This is a genomic window from Bacteroidota bacterium (assembly GCA_018266835.1).
Lineage (GTDB): Bacteria > Bacteroidota > Ignavibacteria > Tepidaquicellales > Tepidaquicellaceae > JAFDZO01.
In genome coordinates, this window is record JAFDZP010000004.1 from 279,340 (window position 1) to 294,448 (window position 15,109).

Annotated in this window: 18 protein-coding genes; 2 read left to right on the plus strand and 16 right to left on the minus strand. The window is 35.2% G+C overall.

Going from position 1 to position 15,109, the window contains the following annotated elements; all coding sequences use genetic code 11:
* From JST55_12335 to JST55_12350, 4 genes are read right to left on the minus strand one after another with little or no spacing between them, the layout of a single operon-like run.
* Nucleotides 1–189 (minus strand): DUF2892 domain-containing protein, encoded by a 189-nt coding sequence (locus tag JST55_12335; protein MBS1494296.1) that lies wholly within the window; start codon nucleotides 187–189, stop codon nucleotides 1–3.
* 11 nt (nucleotides 190–200) lie between these two features.
* A complete protein-coding gene (locus JST55_12340; protein ID MBS1494297.1) occupies nucleotides 201–614 on the minus strand; it encodes an OsmC family protein in 414 nt (137 codons plus the stop codon).
* Nucleotides 592–819, minus strand: a complete 228-nt coding sequence (locus JST55_12345) for a hypothetical protein (GenBank protein ID MBS1494298.1) — start codon at nucleotides 817–819, stop codon at nucleotides 592–594. The genes JST55_12340 and JST55_12345 overlap by 23 nt, the downstream gene beginning before the upstream one ends.
* Nucleotides 820–829: 10 nt before the next feature.
* Nucleotides 830–1,138 carry a winged helix-turn-helix transcriptional regulator gene (locus tag JST55_12350; protein MBS1494299.1) on the minus strand — a complete coding sequence of 103 codons (309 nt, stop codon included), beginning with the start codon at nucleotides 1,136–1,138 and terminating at the stop codon, nucleotides 830–832.
* 125 nt (nucleotides 1,139–1,263) lie between these two features.
* Here JST55_12350 and JST55_12355 point away from each other — a divergent pair, with 125 nt between their 5' ends.
* Both JST55_12355 and JST55_12360 read left to right on the plus strand, forming a co-directional pair.
* On the plus strand, nucleotides 1,264–2,955 hold the full coding sequence (locus tag JST55_12355) for a M3 family oligoendopeptidase (GenBank protein MBS1494300.1): 1,692 nt from the start codon (nucleotides 1,264–1,266) through the stop codon (nucleotides 2,953–2,955).
* A 30-nt stretch (nucleotides 2,956–2,985) separates the two neighbouring features.
* The gene (locus JST55_12360) at nucleotides 2,986–4,680 is read left to right on the plus strand and encodes a M3 family oligoendopeptidase (GenBank protein ID MBS1494301.1); all 1,695 of its coding nucleotides are present in this window, start codon (nucleotides 2,986–2,988) and stop codon (nucleotides 4,678–4,680) included.
* A 142-nt stretch (nucleotides 4,681–4,822) separates the two neighbouring features.
* On the opposite strand, the gene JST55_12365 is transcribed toward JST55_12360, so the two are convergent.
* The 12 genes from JST55_12365 to JST55_12420 all read right to left on the minus strand — a co-directional run bounded on the left by JST55_12365 (nucleotide 4,823) and on the right by JST55_12420 (nucleotide 15,108).
* Complete coding sequence (locus tag JST55_12365; protein ID MBS1494302.1) at nucleotides 4,823–5,365, minus strand: RNA methyltransferase; 543 nt, start codon at nucleotides 5,363–5,365, stop codon at nucleotides 4,823–4,825.
* Between the two features lie 23 nt (nucleotides 5,366–5,388).
* The gene (gene hypE, locus JST55_12370) at nucleotides 5,389–6,432 is read right to left on the minus strand and encodes a hydrogenase expression/formation protein HypE (GenBank protein ID MBS1494303.1); all 1,044 of its coding nucleotides are present in this window, start codon (nucleotides 6,430–6,432) and stop codon (nucleotides 5,389–5,391) included.
* Between the two features lies 1 nt (nucleotide 6,433).
* The gene (hypD, locus tag JST55_12375) at nucleotides 6,434–7,528 is read right to left on the minus strand and encodes a hydrogenase formation protein HypD (protein ID MBS1494304.1); all 1,095 of its coding nucleotides are present in this window, start codon (nucleotides 7,526–7,528) and stop codon (nucleotides 6,434–6,436) included.
* Entirely contained in the window at nucleotides 7,525–7,782 is a 258-nt protein-coding gene (locus JST55_12380) for a HypC/HybG/HupF family hydrogenase formation chaperone (protein MBS1494305.1), read from the minus strand. The genes hypD and JST55_12380 overlap by 4 nt, the downstream gene beginning before the upstream one ends.
* Nucleotides 7,783–7,785: 3 nt before the next feature.
* Nucleotides 7,786–10,044, minus strand: a complete 2,259-nt coding sequence (gene hypF, locus JST55_12385; protein MBS1494306.1) for a carbamoyltransferase HypF — start codon at nucleotides 10,042–10,044, stop codon at nucleotides 7,786–7,788.
* Between the two features lie 137 nt (nucleotides 10,045–10,181).
* Nucleotides 10,182–10,862, minus strand: coding sequence for a hydrogenase nickel incorporation protein HypB (gene hypB, locus JST55_12390; GenBank protein MBS1494307.1), 681 nt, complete (start codon nucleotides 10,860–10,862; stop codon nucleotides 10,182–10,184).
* A gap of 9 nt (nucleotides 10,863–10,871) precedes the next feature.
* Entirely contained in the window at nucleotides 10,872–11,216 is a 345-nt protein-coding gene (gene hypA, locus JST55_12395) for a hydrogenase maturation nickel metallochaperone HypA (GenBank protein ID MBS1494308.1), read from the minus strand.
* Nucleotides 11,217–11,220: 4 nt separating this feature from the next.
* On the minus strand, nucleotides 11,221–11,679 hold the full coding sequence (locus JST55_12400) for a hydrogenase maturation protease (GenBank protein ID MBS1494309.1): 459 nt from the start codon (nucleotides 11,677–11,679) through the stop codon (nucleotides 11,221–11,223).
* 6 nt (nucleotides 11,680–11,685) lie between these two features.
* Nucleotides 11,686–12,978, minus strand: a complete 1,293-nt coding sequence (locus tag JST55_12405) for a Ni/Fe hydrogenase subunit alpha (protein MBS1494310.1) — start codon at nucleotides 12,976–12,978, stop codon at nucleotides 11,686–11,688.
* The gene (locus JST55_12410) at nucleotides 12,968–13,744 is read right to left on the minus strand and encodes an oxidoreductase (protein ID MBS1494311.1); all 777 of its coding nucleotides are present in this window, start codon (nucleotides 13,742–13,744) and stop codon (nucleotides 12,968–12,970) included. The genes JST55_12405 and JST55_12410 overlap by 11 nt, the downstream gene beginning before the upstream one ends.
* 5 nt (nucleotides 13,745–13,749) lie before the next feature.
* Complete coding sequence (locus tag JST55_12415) at nucleotides 13,750–14,628, minus strand: FAD/NAD(P)-binding protein (protein ID MBS1494312.1); 879 nt, start codon at nucleotides 14,626–14,628, stop codon at nucleotides 13,750–13,752.
* A 9-nt stretch (nucleotides 14,629–14,637) separates the two neighbouring features.
* Nucleotides 14,638–15,108, minus strand: coding sequence for a cyclic nucleotide-binding domain-containing protein (locus JST55_12420; GenBank protein ID MBS1494313.1), 471 nt, complete (start codon nucleotides 15,106–15,108; stop codon nucleotides 14,638–14,640).
* Nucleotide 15,109 lies beyond the last annotated feature (1 nt).

Below are 15,109 nucleotides of genomic sequence, written 5' to 3' on the forward strand. Positions count from 1 at the left end.
TTATTTTTTCTTTTTTGTACTGAAGCCAAAAAAATTATAAACGAAACACTTTGATGCCATGCCTGAAAAAAGAAAAAGTATTCCGATAAGAGCCCACCAGCTATGAAAAACCAGCCAGCCTGTAAGAATGACAATTAATCCTAAACTAATTCTTAAAATTTTATCTATACCGCCTACGTTTGCTTCCATAAAATAAATTTTTAGTTTACTAAAATATTTTCATTTACTGAAGATGTTACTTCCAATGTTGGAGGATTTGCCAGGTGCTTTTTAACTGTACAAAGATTTGCTGATGCAATCACTGCGCTTCTGTATTTTTCAGGGAATTCCGGCGGAAGCTGAATATCTACATTAATTTTGCTTATCAGATGGGTATCAACGTTGAAATCCATCGTCTGTACTATTTTTATATTATCAGCAGGAATATTTCTCTGGTCGCAGAATGATTTTACATAAAATCCTGCACATGTGCCGATGGAAGATAAAAATAAATCGAATGGTGAAGGAGCCGTCCCGTCCCCGCCTGATTTCTCCGGCTGGTCAGTTTTTATTATATAGCCGTTAAAGCTTGCGTTAACTTTTTTGTTGCCTTCATAAAATATTTCCATTTTCATTTTGTGATGTCCTTTCTTTGCTTGTTTTAAACATACTGAATAATAGCCCGCCCATTACTGCCCCGTATATTGTACTGTTTACAGGGTTGGAAGTTATTGCGCAAGTGCCCGATGCGCATCCTATATAAAAGTAATACAGGTATCCGCCTATTGCTCCGGCAGCAATACCTGTAATAGTTAAAAAATATTTCTTTACAAAATTCATTTTTGTTTTGCTAAATTTTTTTGCAGCAGTTTTCAACGCAGTCAATTATTTTCATAAAATCATTTTGCTTTAAATAGTAGTAGCTGAACTTTCCGCTTTTCTCAAAATCAATTATTCCTTTATCTCTCATTAATGTTAAATGCTGTGATAAAATCGGCTGCTCTATGTTCAGTTTGTTTTGAATATCCGTATTACTAAGCTTAGAGTTATTTCTGATAAGGTCAATTATGGAAAGCCTTACCGGATGCGCCATCGTCTTCAGCATTTCAGATGCGCGGGTAAGTTTTTCGGATGAAGTTCTCTCTATCAATGTTTTCATATAAACAAATATAGATATTACTATGTATTATAAAAAGGCATTATTATTTCCCCGGTGCAGATAAACCCCCTTTATATTTAAGTTAAAATTATGGAAATTAATCATTTAACCCCAAAAAACATCCCGTGAAATTTTCCGAATTTCCTTTTTATATACCCGATATAAACATAGTCAGACAAAACTTCAGGACACTCTTTAGAAGATTTTCTGAAAGCAATTCTTTTGAAGAGCAGCATAAATATTTTCTGGAAATCAACGAAGGTTTTAAAGATTACAGCACGCTCTGGGGAATTGCACGGATAAGATATAGCCTGGATATGAACAGTGAGGAAAATAAAAAAAATAATCTTCATTTTGATAATTCAGAACCGCAGTATTCAGCAATTGAAAAAGAGTTTGACGGTCTTTTTTTACAATCACAATTTCGTTCTGAATATGATAAAATATACGGAAGCAACTTATCCCGGACTATGGAGAATGATTTCAAACTTTACACCGATGATGTTGCTGAAGATATAAAAGAAGAAAGTAGGATTGAAATAGCTTACTCGGAATTAAGAGGTAAGGCAATGGTGAAATTTGACGGGAAAGAAATAACATTCAGTGAGCTTGATGAATATTTAAGTTCTACGGATAGAGAAGTTAGGAAAAAAGCCAATGAAGTTTACTGGAAATTTTTTGAAGAAAATAATGATTCATTTTGTAAACTGCTTGATGATATTGTAAAAGTAAGGACAAGATTAGCAAAAAAATTAGGTTTTAAAAATTTTGTTGAGCTGGCTTATGCCAGGCTGGATAAGGAGTACTCTCCCCAGGATGCTTTAAAGTTTACTTCATATCTTCATAAACACGTTGTACCTTTATCTTTCAAATTATTGCAAAGGCAGTCTGCAAGAATCGGTATAGATAAGTTAAAGTATTATGATACTGCTTTAAGATTTAAATCAGGTAATGCTAAGCCGGCAGGAAATCCGGAATGGATAACGGAGCAGGCAAAAAAGATGTATCATGAATTATCACCGGAGACAGGCGAGTTTATAAATTTTATGATTAATAATGAGCTGCTTAACATCTATCCTCAAAAAGGAAAAGAGGAAGGAGGGTTTTGCGCCTATCTGCAAAAACATAAATCTCCTTTTATTTTTGCAAATATGAACGGCACTGACGGAGATGTAGATGTGCTTACACATGAAGCAGGTCATGCATTGCAAAAATATCTCTGCAGAAATTATGCAATTCCTGAACTCATAAACATTACTCCGGAAGTCGGCGAAATTCACTCTATGGCAATGGAGTTCTTAACATATGATTACATGCATATTTTTTTCGGCGAAGATGTCAATAAATATTTTTACAGCCACCAGGAAAGTTTTGTCAGAGGGTGTCTTACAACTGCGCTTGTAAACGAATTTCAGAATGAAATATATGAAAAACCTGAACTGACAATTGATGAGAGAAATATTCTTTGGAGAAATCTTCAGAAAAAATATAATCCTGTTATTGATTACGACGGAAATGAATATCTTGAGAGCGGCCACACCTGGCAAAACCGAAGCCTGATTTTCGAAATTCCTTTCTATGATATTGATTATGCTCTTGCTCAGTTCTGTGCATATCAGTTTTTTTTCAGGAGTAAATTAAACTTTAAAAAAACATTCAGGGAGTATCTTGATTTTTGTAAGCTGGGTGGAAGATATACATTTTCTGAGAGCCTGAAAATTACCGGATTGAAAAGTCCTTTTGAAGAAGAAACAATAATTGAGATGATCATGGAAGTAGAAAAGTTTATGGAAAGTATTGACGATAGTAAATTTTAATAAGATAATTTTAAACAAAAAATTTAATAAATGAAGTTTTCAGAAATACCATATAACAAGCCCGATATCAATGAGATCAAAATTGAGTTTGAAGAACTTTTAACTAAGTTTGCAGCATGTGATTCTTTTGAGGAGCAGGAAAAGTTATATTTTGAAATCAATAAAATAATTATGGATTTCTATAGTGATGAAAATGTTGCCGCCGTAAGATATAGCCTGGATGTAAATAATAAAGATTACGAAGAACTTAAAGAATATTTTGATAATATCCGGCCCGATTTTCAACAGCTGGTTATGCGCTTTGCTAAGCTTTTCACCTCTTCAAAATTTCTTAAAGAGTATTCAAAAAAATACGGCAATTTTATTATTGATAACGCTAAACGCGGGCTGCTTACTTTTTCCGATGCTATCGCAGAAGAATTCAGGCAGGAGGCTGCCCTTGAAACAGAGTATTATAAAATGAAGGCTGAAGGGACTTTAAATTATGCAGGTCAGGAAAGAACTGTCAATTCAATGAATAAATTTTTAATCTCTTCTGACAGAGCTGTACGAAAAGAAGCCAACGAAGCAGTTTTAAATTTTCAGGAAAGTAAAGTTGACCGCGTGAATAAAATATTCGATGATGTTATAAAAATAAGAACAAGTATGGCACGTGCGCTTGGATTCAAAAATTTTGTTGAACTTGCTTACCTGAGAATGGAAAAATCATTTTCTCAGGAAGATGTAAAAAAGTTCAGGGATAATATTCATAAATACTTTGTGCCGTTATCAATAAAATTAAAAGAGAGAAAAAGAATAAGACTTGGCCTTGATGAAGTTTTATATTACGATTCACCGCTGAAATTCAAATCCGGAAATCCTAAACCAAAAGGAAACCCTGACTGGATTGTGCAGCAGGGAGTAAAAATGTACTCTGAGCTGTCTCCGGAAACAAAAGAGTTTATAGAATTTATGACGGAATATGAGTTGTTTGATCTGGATTCAAGGAAAGGTAAAGGCGGCAGCGGCGGATATGCAACTTATTTTTATAAATACAAGTATCCGTTTATAAATGGGAATATGAACGGCAGTTCATTTGATGTTTATCTTTTTACACATGAAGCAGGTCATGCATTGCAAAGTTACCTTTGCAGGAATTTTTCTTTGATGGATGAAATAAATACATCTTCAGATTTATCAGAGATACATTCCATGAGTATGGAATTTTTAACTCATGATTATATGAATTTATTTTTTGAAGAGGATACAGAAAAATATATTTTTGGACATTTTGAGTCATCTGTGAATATGCTTCCTCATCTTGCGAAGGCAGATGAATTTCAGGAGATGATTTATTCTTATCCTGAATTGACATTTGAGCAGCGATGCAGCGAATGGAAAATGTTACAAAAAAAATATGGAACTGAATTTAAAGGAAGTGATAATAAATATCTGAACGAAGGAATGTCCTGGCTCAACAGAGAATTGTTTGTATCGCATCCTATGTATTCTATCGAGTATGCGCTGGCGCAGATGGTAGCTTACCAGTTTTTATTTTTGAAAAAAGAAAATCATGAAAGCGCAATGAGGAAGTATATTGATTTCTGTAAGCTTGGAGGGAAGTATAATTTTTCGCAATCGTTGAAAATTGCCGGATTAAAAAATCCGTTCGAAGAAGAGACAGTAAAAGAAATGGCTGAGAAGATGGAAGAATTGATAGATAGTATAGACGACTCGAAATTTTAAATTGGTGAAAAAAATTGCAGGATTGCGTTCAAATAATTATATAATAAAACAAGAAGATAAAATCAACTTTACATAATGTGGAAATAAGTATCAGAATTAACATAAATTTATTTCGCCGTAAAAAATATTCGCGAAACTTTTGCTATTCCGGCTCAAAATTCCACTTTTTCACCATTTCATAAACGGCTACACCATAGGCGACAGAAACGTTCAGACTCTGCTTCATTCCGAGCATAGGCAGCTCAAAAGAGAGGTCAGCCATATCTATAATCTCTTTGGATACGCCGGTAATCTCATTGCCGAGGACGAGGCATAGAGGAAAGTCATCTAGTTTTACATTCCAGAAATAATTTTTGGAATCGGTCAGTTCAAGCACGGCAATCTTAATGCCTTCAGCCTTAAGATTCTTTACGATTTCAACAGGGTCCTTATGATATTCCCATGGAACAGTAAGCGTAGCGCCAAGCGCAACCTTTTCGATTTCTTTTCTCGGAGGATAAGGAGTATATCCTGTAAGGTAAAGCTTCTCAATGAAGGCGCCGTCGGAAGTCCTGAATATAGCTCCTACATTAAAGATGCTTCGTATATTATCGCAAACTACATAGATTGGCGCGCGTTTGTACTCGTGAATATTGGAAAGTTCTTTACGCTCTTTTTTAATTTCTTCGTGGGAAAGTTTTCTCATTTAATAATAGTGTGTAAAATTTTTTAACAAATTCTGGGAAGCTGTTCCCCTGAAATCATATCAAGAATTCTTTTTGTACCTATGCGGCTAATTAAAGTAACCCCTTCATTATTTTTTTTCTCAACTCTTCCGATAATTTTTCCTTCCCCGTGCTTGTTTAAAATTTGTAAAGCTGCATCAGCATATTTCTCAGGTATAAAAGAAATAAATCTGCCTTCATTAGCTACGAACATAGGGTCAAAGCCCATTAGCTCGCAAGCCCCGTTTACATCCTCTCTGACAGGAACATCTTTCTCGTTTACAACAAATTCATACCCGCTTGAGTTGGAAAGTTCTACAAGTCCGCTTACAAGTCCTCCGCGAGTTAAATCACGCATACAATGAATTTCTATACCACTGCTAAGCAAATCTTGAACAACATGATTTAACGGAGCGCAATCACTTTCTATAACTGTTTCAAATTCTAAATTCTCCCTGGTTGCCATTATTGCAATTCCGTGCCTGCCTATATCGCCATTGATAAAAATTAAATCCCCTTCATGGATTGATGAAGGAGCAATCGTAAAATCGTGCTCGATAATCCCTATACCACTGGTGTTAATAAATATTCCGTCGCCTTTTCCTTTATCCACAACTTTTGTATCACCGGTTACAATATTTACTCCGGCTAAATCACAATTTATTTTTAATGAGTTAACAATTTGCCAAAGAGTTTCCATTGGTAAACCCTCTTCAATTATCATTCCAAGACTTATATACATAGGCTTAGCTCCCGACATAGATAAATCATTCACTGTTCCGTTTACTGCAAGACTTCCTATATCACCTCCGGGAAAAAACAACGGCTTTACTACATATGAATCAGTGGTAAAAGCAATTTTATTTTTATCAAGATTTAATAATACCGAATCGGTTCTCTGCTCTAAGAATGAATTTCCAAAAGCAGTTATAAACATCTTTTCTATCAGCTGTTGCATAAGTTTTCCGCCGCCGCCATGAGCCATCATAACATTAGGGTAGTTTGTTATTGGAATCGGGCACGACAATGAAAACTCTTGTTCGTTCATGTTAAACTTTCATTTTATTTCTATATTTATAATATGCAGCACATGCTCCTTCAGACGAAACCATCGTAGCTCCAAGCGGATGCTCAGGTGTGCAGATTTTTCCAAACACTTCACACTCGAATGGTTTTCTTATTCCCTGAAGAATCAACCCGCTGATACACTCTGAAGGTTCATCAACAATAATATCATTTAAATTAAATTTAATTTCTGCATCGTACTCAGAGTAATTATCATTTAATCCCAATCCGCTTTGAGAAATCTCCCCTATACCTCTCCACTTTCTGTTTCTTATTTTAAAAACTTCTTTAATAATATTTTGTGCATGGAGATTACCAGCTTTATCAACGACTCTTGAATACTGATTCTCAACTTCTGCTCTTCCTTCTTCAAGCTGCTTAATACATATATAAATTCCGTTGAGAATATCCACAGGTTCAAATCCGGTCACAACAATTGGAACATGATACTTTTCGGCTATCGGATAATATTCTTCATAACCCATTATTGTGCAGACATGTCCTGCAGCTAAAAATCCGTTCACCCTGTTATTTGGGGATGACAATATCGCTTCTATTGCAGGAGGAACGAGAACATGAGAAATTAAAATTGAAAAGTTTTTTATTCCCTGCTGCTTTGCCTGATATACAGCCATTGCATTTGCAGGTGCAGTGGTTTCAAAACCTACAGCGAAAAATATTACTTCCTTATCAGGATTTTCTTTAGCAATTTTTAAGGCATCAATAGGAGAGTATAAAATTCTTACACCACCTCCTTCTGCTTTTACCGATAGCAAATCTTTTTTAGAGCCTGGTACTCTGAGCATATCACCAAACGAACAAAATACAACATTCTTATTAGATGCAAGCTCTATTGCCTTATCAATTTGTTCTAAAGGAGTAACACAAACCGGGCAGCCGGGACCGTGAATCAGCGTAATTTCTTTTGGCAGTAATTCATCAATTCCGAACTTGACAATAGAATGTGTCTGGCCGCCGCAGACTTCCATTATATTCCATGGCTTAGTTGTGATTTTTTTTATCATCGCAGCATACTTCATAACTGCATCCGCTTCTCTATATTCATCCAGATATTTCACTCTTCACCTTCTTTTAATTCGTCAAGATCTTCCATTTCTTTCAGATAATCAAAAACTTTATTCGCTTCCGATTCATCCAATTTTTTTAGAGCAAAACCAACATGCACGATAACGTAATCATTGAGGTTTGCTTCAGGAGTATAAGATAGATTCACTTCTTTTACAATTCCGCCAAAGCTAACTCTTCCCGTTCTCATTATCGGATTTTCACTTTTATCTACACTTATTATTTTACCGGGTATCGCTAAACACATAATTTAATTTTTATTTTTATTCACAAAACTTAAATACTTCATCTGACCTAAACTTATTCCAGCATCATTCGTTGGTATTGCAGATTGCCAGAAAACTTTAAATCCTTCTTCTCTCAGTCTGTCAATTGTTCGTTCAATTAAATACTTGTTTTGAAAACATCCGCCGGATAATGCTATTTGATTTGTTCCTGAAATCTTACTTATTTCAATAATTACTTCTACTAATGCATTGTGAAACTTCGTTGAAATAATTTGATTTGAAATATTTTTTTTCATGTCATGAAAAATATCAAGCACAACATTTCTCCAGTCAACAATATAATTATTTTCTTTCGTTTTTATAATTTCAAACTTATAGCTTTCATCAGTTATTCTTTCATCTGAAATGTTTTCCAATTCCATTGCTGCCTGTCCTTCATAAGAAACGTTTTGCTTTAAATTAATAATTGACGAAATTCCATCAAAAAGTCTTCCCACACTTGAACATAACGGTGAATTAATTTTTTTTTCGATTAAATTTAATATTACTTCTGTATCAAAATCTTTATAATGATTCTTGACTAATTCTTTGTCATTAGTTGCCTTGTATAATAAACTTGCTCCGATTCTCCGGACTTCCTTTATTGCTTTTTCTCCTCCGGGTAATGGGAAGTAATCAAAATGTGCAAGCCTCTCAAATTTATCTCGGTTTACTTTTAGAAATTCTCCTCCCCATATGTTTCCATCAGTTCCATAGCCAGTGCCATCCCATGATATTCCTAAAACTTCGCCTTCAATTTTGTTTTCAGCAATGCATGAAAGAATGTGTGCATAATGATGCTGAACCTGAATGAGTTTTAATCCTGTGTTCTGCGCAAACTTTGTTGAAATATAATCGGGATGTAAATCTGAAATAATATATTCCGGATTTACGTCATACAAATCTTTAAAATCGGATATTATTTTTTTAAATGCATTAAATGCTTCTTTGGAATCTAAATCTCCTATATGCTGGCTTATAAAAACATTTTTTCCTTTTGAAATTGCTACAGTATTCTTTAACTGCCCTCCGACAGCTATTGCCGGCGGAATCTCGTCATTTAAAATTACCGGATAAGGAGCATAACCTCGCGCCCTTCTTATCATAAAAGGTTTGTTTTTTATAACCCTGACAACAGAATCATCAACCTGCCTTACTATTTTTCTGTTATGAATTAGAAAGTAATCAGCTATACCGTTTAGCTTTTCAAACGCCAGTTCATTTGAAATACAGATGGGTTCATCAGTAATATTTCCGCTGGTTGCAACAATAGGGATATTTAATTCCTTCATTAAGATGTGGTGCAGCGGAGTATATGGCAGCATAACTCCGTAATAGTTATTTCCATAAGAAACACCCTCTGCAATAAAACTGTTTTCTTTTTTCATTAAAAGAACAATAGGTGATTGCGCCGATAACAATAAATTTTCTTCCTCTTCCGATACCTCACAATATTCTTTAATCATTTCCATGCAAGGAAACATCATTGCAAATGGTTTTTCTTCCCTGTGTTTTCTCTCACGCAATCTTTTCACTGCTTCATTATTCTTTGCATCGACAATTAACTGGTAGCCGCCAAGTCCTTTTAAAGCAATAATTTTACCCTCTAAAATAAATTCAGCTGCTTTTTTTATTACGTCATTTCCTTCGATTAATTCTTCTTCAGCATTGTATAATTTTATCTGCGGTCCGCATTTGGGACATGCTATAGGCTCTGCATGAAATCTTCTGTCTAATGGATTTTCGTATTCCTTTCGGCAATCGTCACACATCTCAAACTCTTTCATTGTCGTATTTACTCTGTCGTAAGGGATTGATTCTATAATAGAAAATCTTGGTCCGCAGTTGGTGCAGTTTGTGAACGGATATAAATATCTTCTTTCTTTAGGATTAAATATTTCTTTTAAACAATCGGGACATGTAGCTAAGTCAGGTAATATTAATGCAGTCTTTATTGCAGAGTTGTTACTTTCCTTAATTTCAAAAGTTTTGAAATTATTTATTGCTGAACTTATATATTTGAAATTATTTATTGTTGAATTAGCCGGCTTATCATTTTTTAATCTGATAAGAAAATTTTCAACATCAGTATCATCACCTTCCGCTTCTATTTCTACTCCTGCAGAAGAATTTATAATCCATCCTTTAATATTTAATTCGTGAGCAAGCCGGTAAACAAACGGTCTGAAACCTACTCCCTGAACAGTGCCTTGTATATTTATCAGTAAGTTCTTCAAAACAATAAATGTATTTTACAGAAAATTAGAAATTCAGGCGAGAAAATTTAAGGCGATTTTGCTACCATTACCTCCCTTGCGGGAGGCTGATAGTGTCTATAGTCCTATGACTAATAACATTAAGGAGAAATGAATGAAACAAATCAATACATCAATTGCTTTTCATGACTATGTTTAGTTCTCACATTCTCAACTAACCAGTTACACCACTCTTTTATTCCTGCACCTGATGTGCAGCTTACTTCAAAAATTTTTAATCCGGGATTAACATTTAATGCATTATTTTTTAAAGTTTCAATGTTGCAATTTACATATGGTATCAAATCTGTTTTGTTGATTATCATCGCTTCGGAATTTCTGAACATCTTAGGATACTTCAACGGCTTATCGTCACCTTCTGTTGTGCTTACTAAAACTATTTTCATATTCTCTCCCAGATCAAATCCTGCGGGACAGACTAAATTACCTACGTTCTCGATGAAGAGCAGTTCAGTTTTTTCCAGATCAAGATTACTTAAAGCATCCTGCACTAACTTTGCCTCAAGATGGCATGCGCCGTTAGTTACAATTGAAACGACAGGAACATTGTAATTAGCAACCCGCTCTGCATCAAGGCTTGTCTGCACATCACCTTCTATAACTGAAATATCAACTTTGCTTCCCAGTGTTTCGAAAGTTTTTTCAAGCAGACTTGTTTTACCTGAACCCGGTGAACTTACTAAGTTAATCGTAAAAATTTCATTCTGCTTCAATAAGTTTCTGTTATGCTCAGCAAGTTCATCATTTTTAGCCAGAATTTTTCTTTCTACAGTTATTACGCTCATATAAAAATTTTAATTTTTTAAGATTATTTCTGAAATCAAAAGTTCATTGCCTGATACAACTTCAGTATCTTTGCTGCCGCATACAGGACATTTTACAATTCCAAGTTCATTATCGGATACGTTCCCGCATACTTTGCATTTTATCGTAAACGGAATACGTTTCATTTCATATTTTGCACTTTCAAGTTCAGTTCCTGTTGAGATTGCCTCCAGTGAAAACTGTAATGAATCCGGCACAACTCCCGATAACTCACCGACTTTCAGAACAACTCTTTCTATACTTCTTAAATCATTTTCTTCAACTGATTCCTTTATAATCTCAACAATATTTTTAGCGATTGAGAGTTCGTGCATAGAATTACTTTCCGTATTTTTCTTTTATCAGTGCTGCAGTTTTATTGACAGCTTTTTCTATCTTAGCGGATAGTTTAGTGTCAAAATTAAAATGCTGTCCTTCTATTCCGTATACGATTAAAAGCTTGGGAAGTTTATTAATCACTCTTGAAACATTTATTGCCTCAGCGAGTCCGAATGCATGGGAAGAATAATTAAAAAAGTCAGATTGAAGCTCTTCCTCACATGCATTGATCTCATAGATTTTACCGAAACTTCCGTTTTTTTGTACAGCATCTATGATGATAACGTTATCATATCCCTTCCATGATTCCATTATATCTGTACCTTCACCGTCAATAATCTTTACATCGAATTTATCTATTTCGAATTTTTTTATTTTTTCAGCAACAGCAACCCCTGCTCCGTCATCGCTCCGGAATCTATTCCCGATTCCCAATATTAAGAATTTATTTTTATCCATCAATTATTAATTTTCCTTTTCTACATGGAGCTTTAAAAAGTGTGTGGCGCACGAAATACACGGGTCGTAATTTCTAACTGCCTGTTCGCATTGCAGCACAAGCTCTTTTTCAGGTAAATTTACTCTTGAGGGGATAAAATGTTTTAAGTCTTTCTCAATCGTTTTTTGATTCTGTGATGTTGGCGGCACTATCTTGGCATCCATTATCAGTCCCTCTTCATTTATTCTGTATCTGTGGTATAACATTCCTCTTGGTGCTTCAGATGCGCCGTTTCCGGTTGCTTCAATTGGATTAATTTGAATGCTCGGCTCATCAGGTTTTTCATACTGGTCAATAATTCTTATTGCCTCATCACAGGCGTAGAGAGTTTCAAGTCCTCTGACAATAATACTCTTGAACGGATTGTTTATTTCTCTTGGTAATTTCAGATCGCTTGCAACTTGTTTTACAATAGGAGATAGTTTATCGTAATTCAAATTATATCTTGCAATAGGTCCTAAGAAATAATTATCTCTCGCTCTTAATCTTGAATGTAATGCATGAGAATATTCTACATGCTCTTCAATGAAATTAAAATCATATTCTTCAACGGAAATATCCAATCCTTTATTCGATTTTATTCTTCCTTCATTAAAAGGATATTCAATATCATGGCAAAGAGAAACAAATTCATAGTCCTGTTCAAAGTCGGGGAATGTCAATGTAGAAGTAAACTTTACAGTATCAATTGCGGCATCTCTTGCCCAGAGCAGATCTTCTCTCAGTTGTTTCAGGTCTTTTTTCTGCGGGACCTTATAAAATCCGCCGACCTTTACATTAATTGGATGGATTTCTCTTCCGCCGATTGTCTTTACAATATCATTACCGATTCTCTTCAGCTTCAATGCTTTTTCAACAACTTCCGGAAAATCTTTTGCCATGTGAACTACATCAGGATATCCGAGAAAATCAGGAGCATGAAGCATATAAAGATGAAGCGTATGGCTTTCAATCCACTCACCGCAATATATCAGTCTGCGAAGTTCTCTTATCTGTCCGCCGGGTACTTGCCCGAATGCATTCTCAATAGCATTTACTGCCGACATCTGATAAGCAATAGGACATATTCCGCAAATTCTTGCAGTGATATCGGGTGCTTCAGAATATTTTCTGTCTCTTAAAAAAGCTTCAAAAAATCTAGGAGGTTCAAATATTTTCAGCTTAACATCATCAACTTCACCGTTCTTAATTTTTATGTATAAAGCGCCTTCGCCTTCAACGCGGGCGAGGTAATCAACTTTTATTGTTCTATTTTTCATATACTTCGCTTTCCTTTCTGAATGGTTCTGAGTAAGCATTAAATCCTCTGAACGCTAACATTATATCATATTTTGTTTCTCCTCTTGCTTCGATGTTTCTTGCAAGTGAAGATGTGTTAGGTGAATCCATCGGACCAAAACAACCGTAGCATCCTCTGTCATAAGAAGGGCAAATCGAACCGCAGCCTGTCTGAGTTACAGGACCTAAGCACGGAGTGCCATGCGCAACCATTACGCATACATTTCCTTTTTGTTTACACTCCATACAAACCGAGTGTGAGGTAATGTTAGGTTTTTTGTTGTTGAGATATGCAACTATCACATCTATCAACTGATATTTATTGACGGGGCATCCGCGCAATTCAAAATCAACATGTATAAATGATGCCACAGGCATTGACCTGTCTAAAGTAGAAATATATTGCGGATGCGCATAAACAATCTTTGTAAATTCCTTTACATCCTTCCAGTTTCTTAATGCCTGAATTCCTCCTGCAGTTGCGCAGGCGCCGATTGTAATTAATACTTTACAATCTTTTCTTATCTGTCTTGCAAGCTCTACATCGTGCGGAGTAGTAACGCTTCCTTCAATCAAACCGATATCATAAGGTCCGGGCAGCATTCTGCTGCTTGCTTCAGGGAAATATGCAATATCAACAGCACCAAGCACAGCTAATAATTCATCTTCTGCATCAAGGATGGATAGCTGGCATCCGTCACAAGATGATAATTTAAATACTGCTAATTTTGGTTTTTTATTTTTCATATTTGCTAGACCTCGTAAAGATTAAAAATATCTTTTACCTGTGAATAATTAAATACCGGACCGTCTTTACAAATAAATTTAGATGTGTACTGACAATGTCCGCAGAATCCTATTGCGCACTTCATGTTTCTTTCAAGAGAAAGATAAATATTTTTTTCTTCAACACCGAGCTTCAATAATTCTTCAATGGAAAACTTCATCATAATTTCAGGACCGCAGACCATTGAGTAAGTGTTAAGCGCATCAAGCTTAATGTAGTTGAAGAGATTTGTAACTACTCCGATATTTCCGCGCCAAGAGCTGTCACCTCTGTCAATTGTAGTGAGTATCTCTACATTTTTTGTTTTTGACCAGTGTTCAAGCTCTACTCTGTAAAGCAGGTCAAGCGCTGTTCTTGCTCCATACAGAATTATTACTCTGTTGAATTTTTTTCTTTCTTTGAAAATTGAATATATTGCCGGGCGTAACGGAGCAAGGCCTATACCTCCTACTACTATTACTACATCCTTGCCGTAAAATTTTGTTACATCCCAGTTACTTCCGAAAGGACCACGTACTCCAATTGTATCACCTTTTTTAAGCTGTGATAATTTAGAAGTAACGTTTCCTACCCTATGAATTGTATGAAGAATTGTTTTGTTTTTAGACGGGTCAGAGCAGATTGAAATAGCAGATTCGCCCATGCCGAAAACATAAAGCATATTGAACTGACCGGGTTTGAAATTGAAACTGCTTTTATCTTGTGATTCTATTTCAATTGTAAATGTATCATCGGTTTCCCAGAATATTTTTTTGATCGTGAATAAGTTTGGAATCATCGGGTCTGTAATAATTGTGTTCGTCTCAGCGGTTAACAGTGAATTATTTCCTTCGATGAATGTCATAATGTTAAATCATTTAATTTCTTTCGTGTAAACATCTAATAGTTGTATTCTTGTAGCTTTTAATCTTGCTTCAAGAATTCCTGAAAATCTTTTTATCAGTTCATATCCAAGATCGTGATTTTCTTCGCATTTGTTTCTTAAACATTCTCCGTCAAGAGCAACTGCTCTTACATCGTCAGTTGCATAGGCATCAAAATGCCATTTGTAAGGAGATACAAGCCAGGACCAGCCAAGCACTTGTCCGGGACCAAGAGTCAGAATTCTTATCGAACCTTTTTCTCTTCCATTTACTTCAATTGCTACTTTTCCCGTTCTTATCAAATAAAACTTTTTAGCTTCCTCGCCCTCGCTAAAAATTTTTGTTCCGTCAGGGAAATAGGTGTTGGATGCGCATGATAAAATTGTATCAATGTATTCCGGCTTTAAATCTTCCAGGAAGGAATGATTTCTTAACAGGATTGATATATCTTCCGTATGCATT

What these genes read in the sequence shown, in the direction of transcription:
- JST55_12335 (MBS1494296.1), bottom strand. Translation starts at nt 189, where the DNA reads ATGGAAGCAAACGTAGGCGGTATAGATAAAATTTTAAGAATTAGTTTA.
- JST55_12340 (MBS1494297.1), bottom strand. Translation starts at nt 614, where the DNA reads ATGAAAATGGAAATATTTTATGAAGGCAACAAAAAAGTTAACGCAAGC.
- JST55_12345 (MBS1494298.1), bottom strand. Translation starts at nt 819, where the DNA reads ATGAATTTTGTAAAGAAATATTTTTTAACTATTACAGGTATTGCTGCC.
- JST55_12350 (MBS1494299.1), bottom strand. Translation starts at nt 1,138, where the DNA reads ATGAAAACATTGATAGAGAGAACTTCATCCGAAAAACTTACCCGCGCA.
- JST55_12360 (MBS1494301.1), top strand. Translation starts at nt 2,986, where the DNA reads ATGAAGTTTTCAGAAATACCATATAACAAGCCCGATATCAATGAGATC.
- JST55_12365 (MBS1494302.1), bottom strand. Translation starts at nt 5,365, where the DNA reads ATGAGAAAACTTTCCCACGAAGAAATTAAAAAAGAGCGTAAAGAACTT.
- hypE (MBS1494303.1), bottom strand. Translation starts at nt 6,432, where the DNA reads ATGAACGAACAAGAGTTTTCATTGTCGTGCCCGATTCCAATAACAAAC.
- JST55_12380 (MBS1494305.1), bottom strand. Translation starts at nt 7,782, where the DNA reads ATGTGTTTAGCGATACCCGGTAAAATAATAAGTGTAGATAAAAGTGAA.
- hypB (MBS1494307.1), bottom strand. Translation starts at nt 10,862, where the DNA reads ATGAGCGTAATAACTGTAGAAAGAAAAATTCTGGCTAAAAATGATGAA.
- hypA (MBS1494308.1), bottom strand. Translation starts at nt 11,216, where the DNA reads ATGCACGAACTCTCAATCGCTAAAAATATTGTTGAGATTATAAAGGAA.
- JST55_12400 (MBS1494309.1), bottom strand. Translation starts at nt 11,679, where the DNA reads ATGGATAAAAATAAATTCTTAATATTGGGAATCGGGAATAGATTCCGG.
- JST55_12405 (MBS1494310.1), bottom strand. Translation starts at nt 12,978, where the DNA reads ATGAAAAATAGAACAATAAAAGTTGATTACCTCGCCCGCGTTGAAGGC.
- JST55_12410 (MBS1494311.1), bottom strand. Translation starts at nt 13,744, where the DNA reads ATGAAAAATAAAAAACCAAAATTAGCAGTATTTAAATTATCATCTTGT.
- JST55_12415 (MBS1494312.1), bottom strand. Translation starts at nt 14,628, where the DNA reads ATGACATTCATCGAAGGAAATAATTCACTGTTAACCGCTGAGACGAAC.
- JST55_12420 (MBS1494313.1), bottom strand. Translation starts at nt 15,108, where the DNA reads ATGCATACGGAAGATATATCAATCCTGTTAAGAAATCATTCCTTCCTG.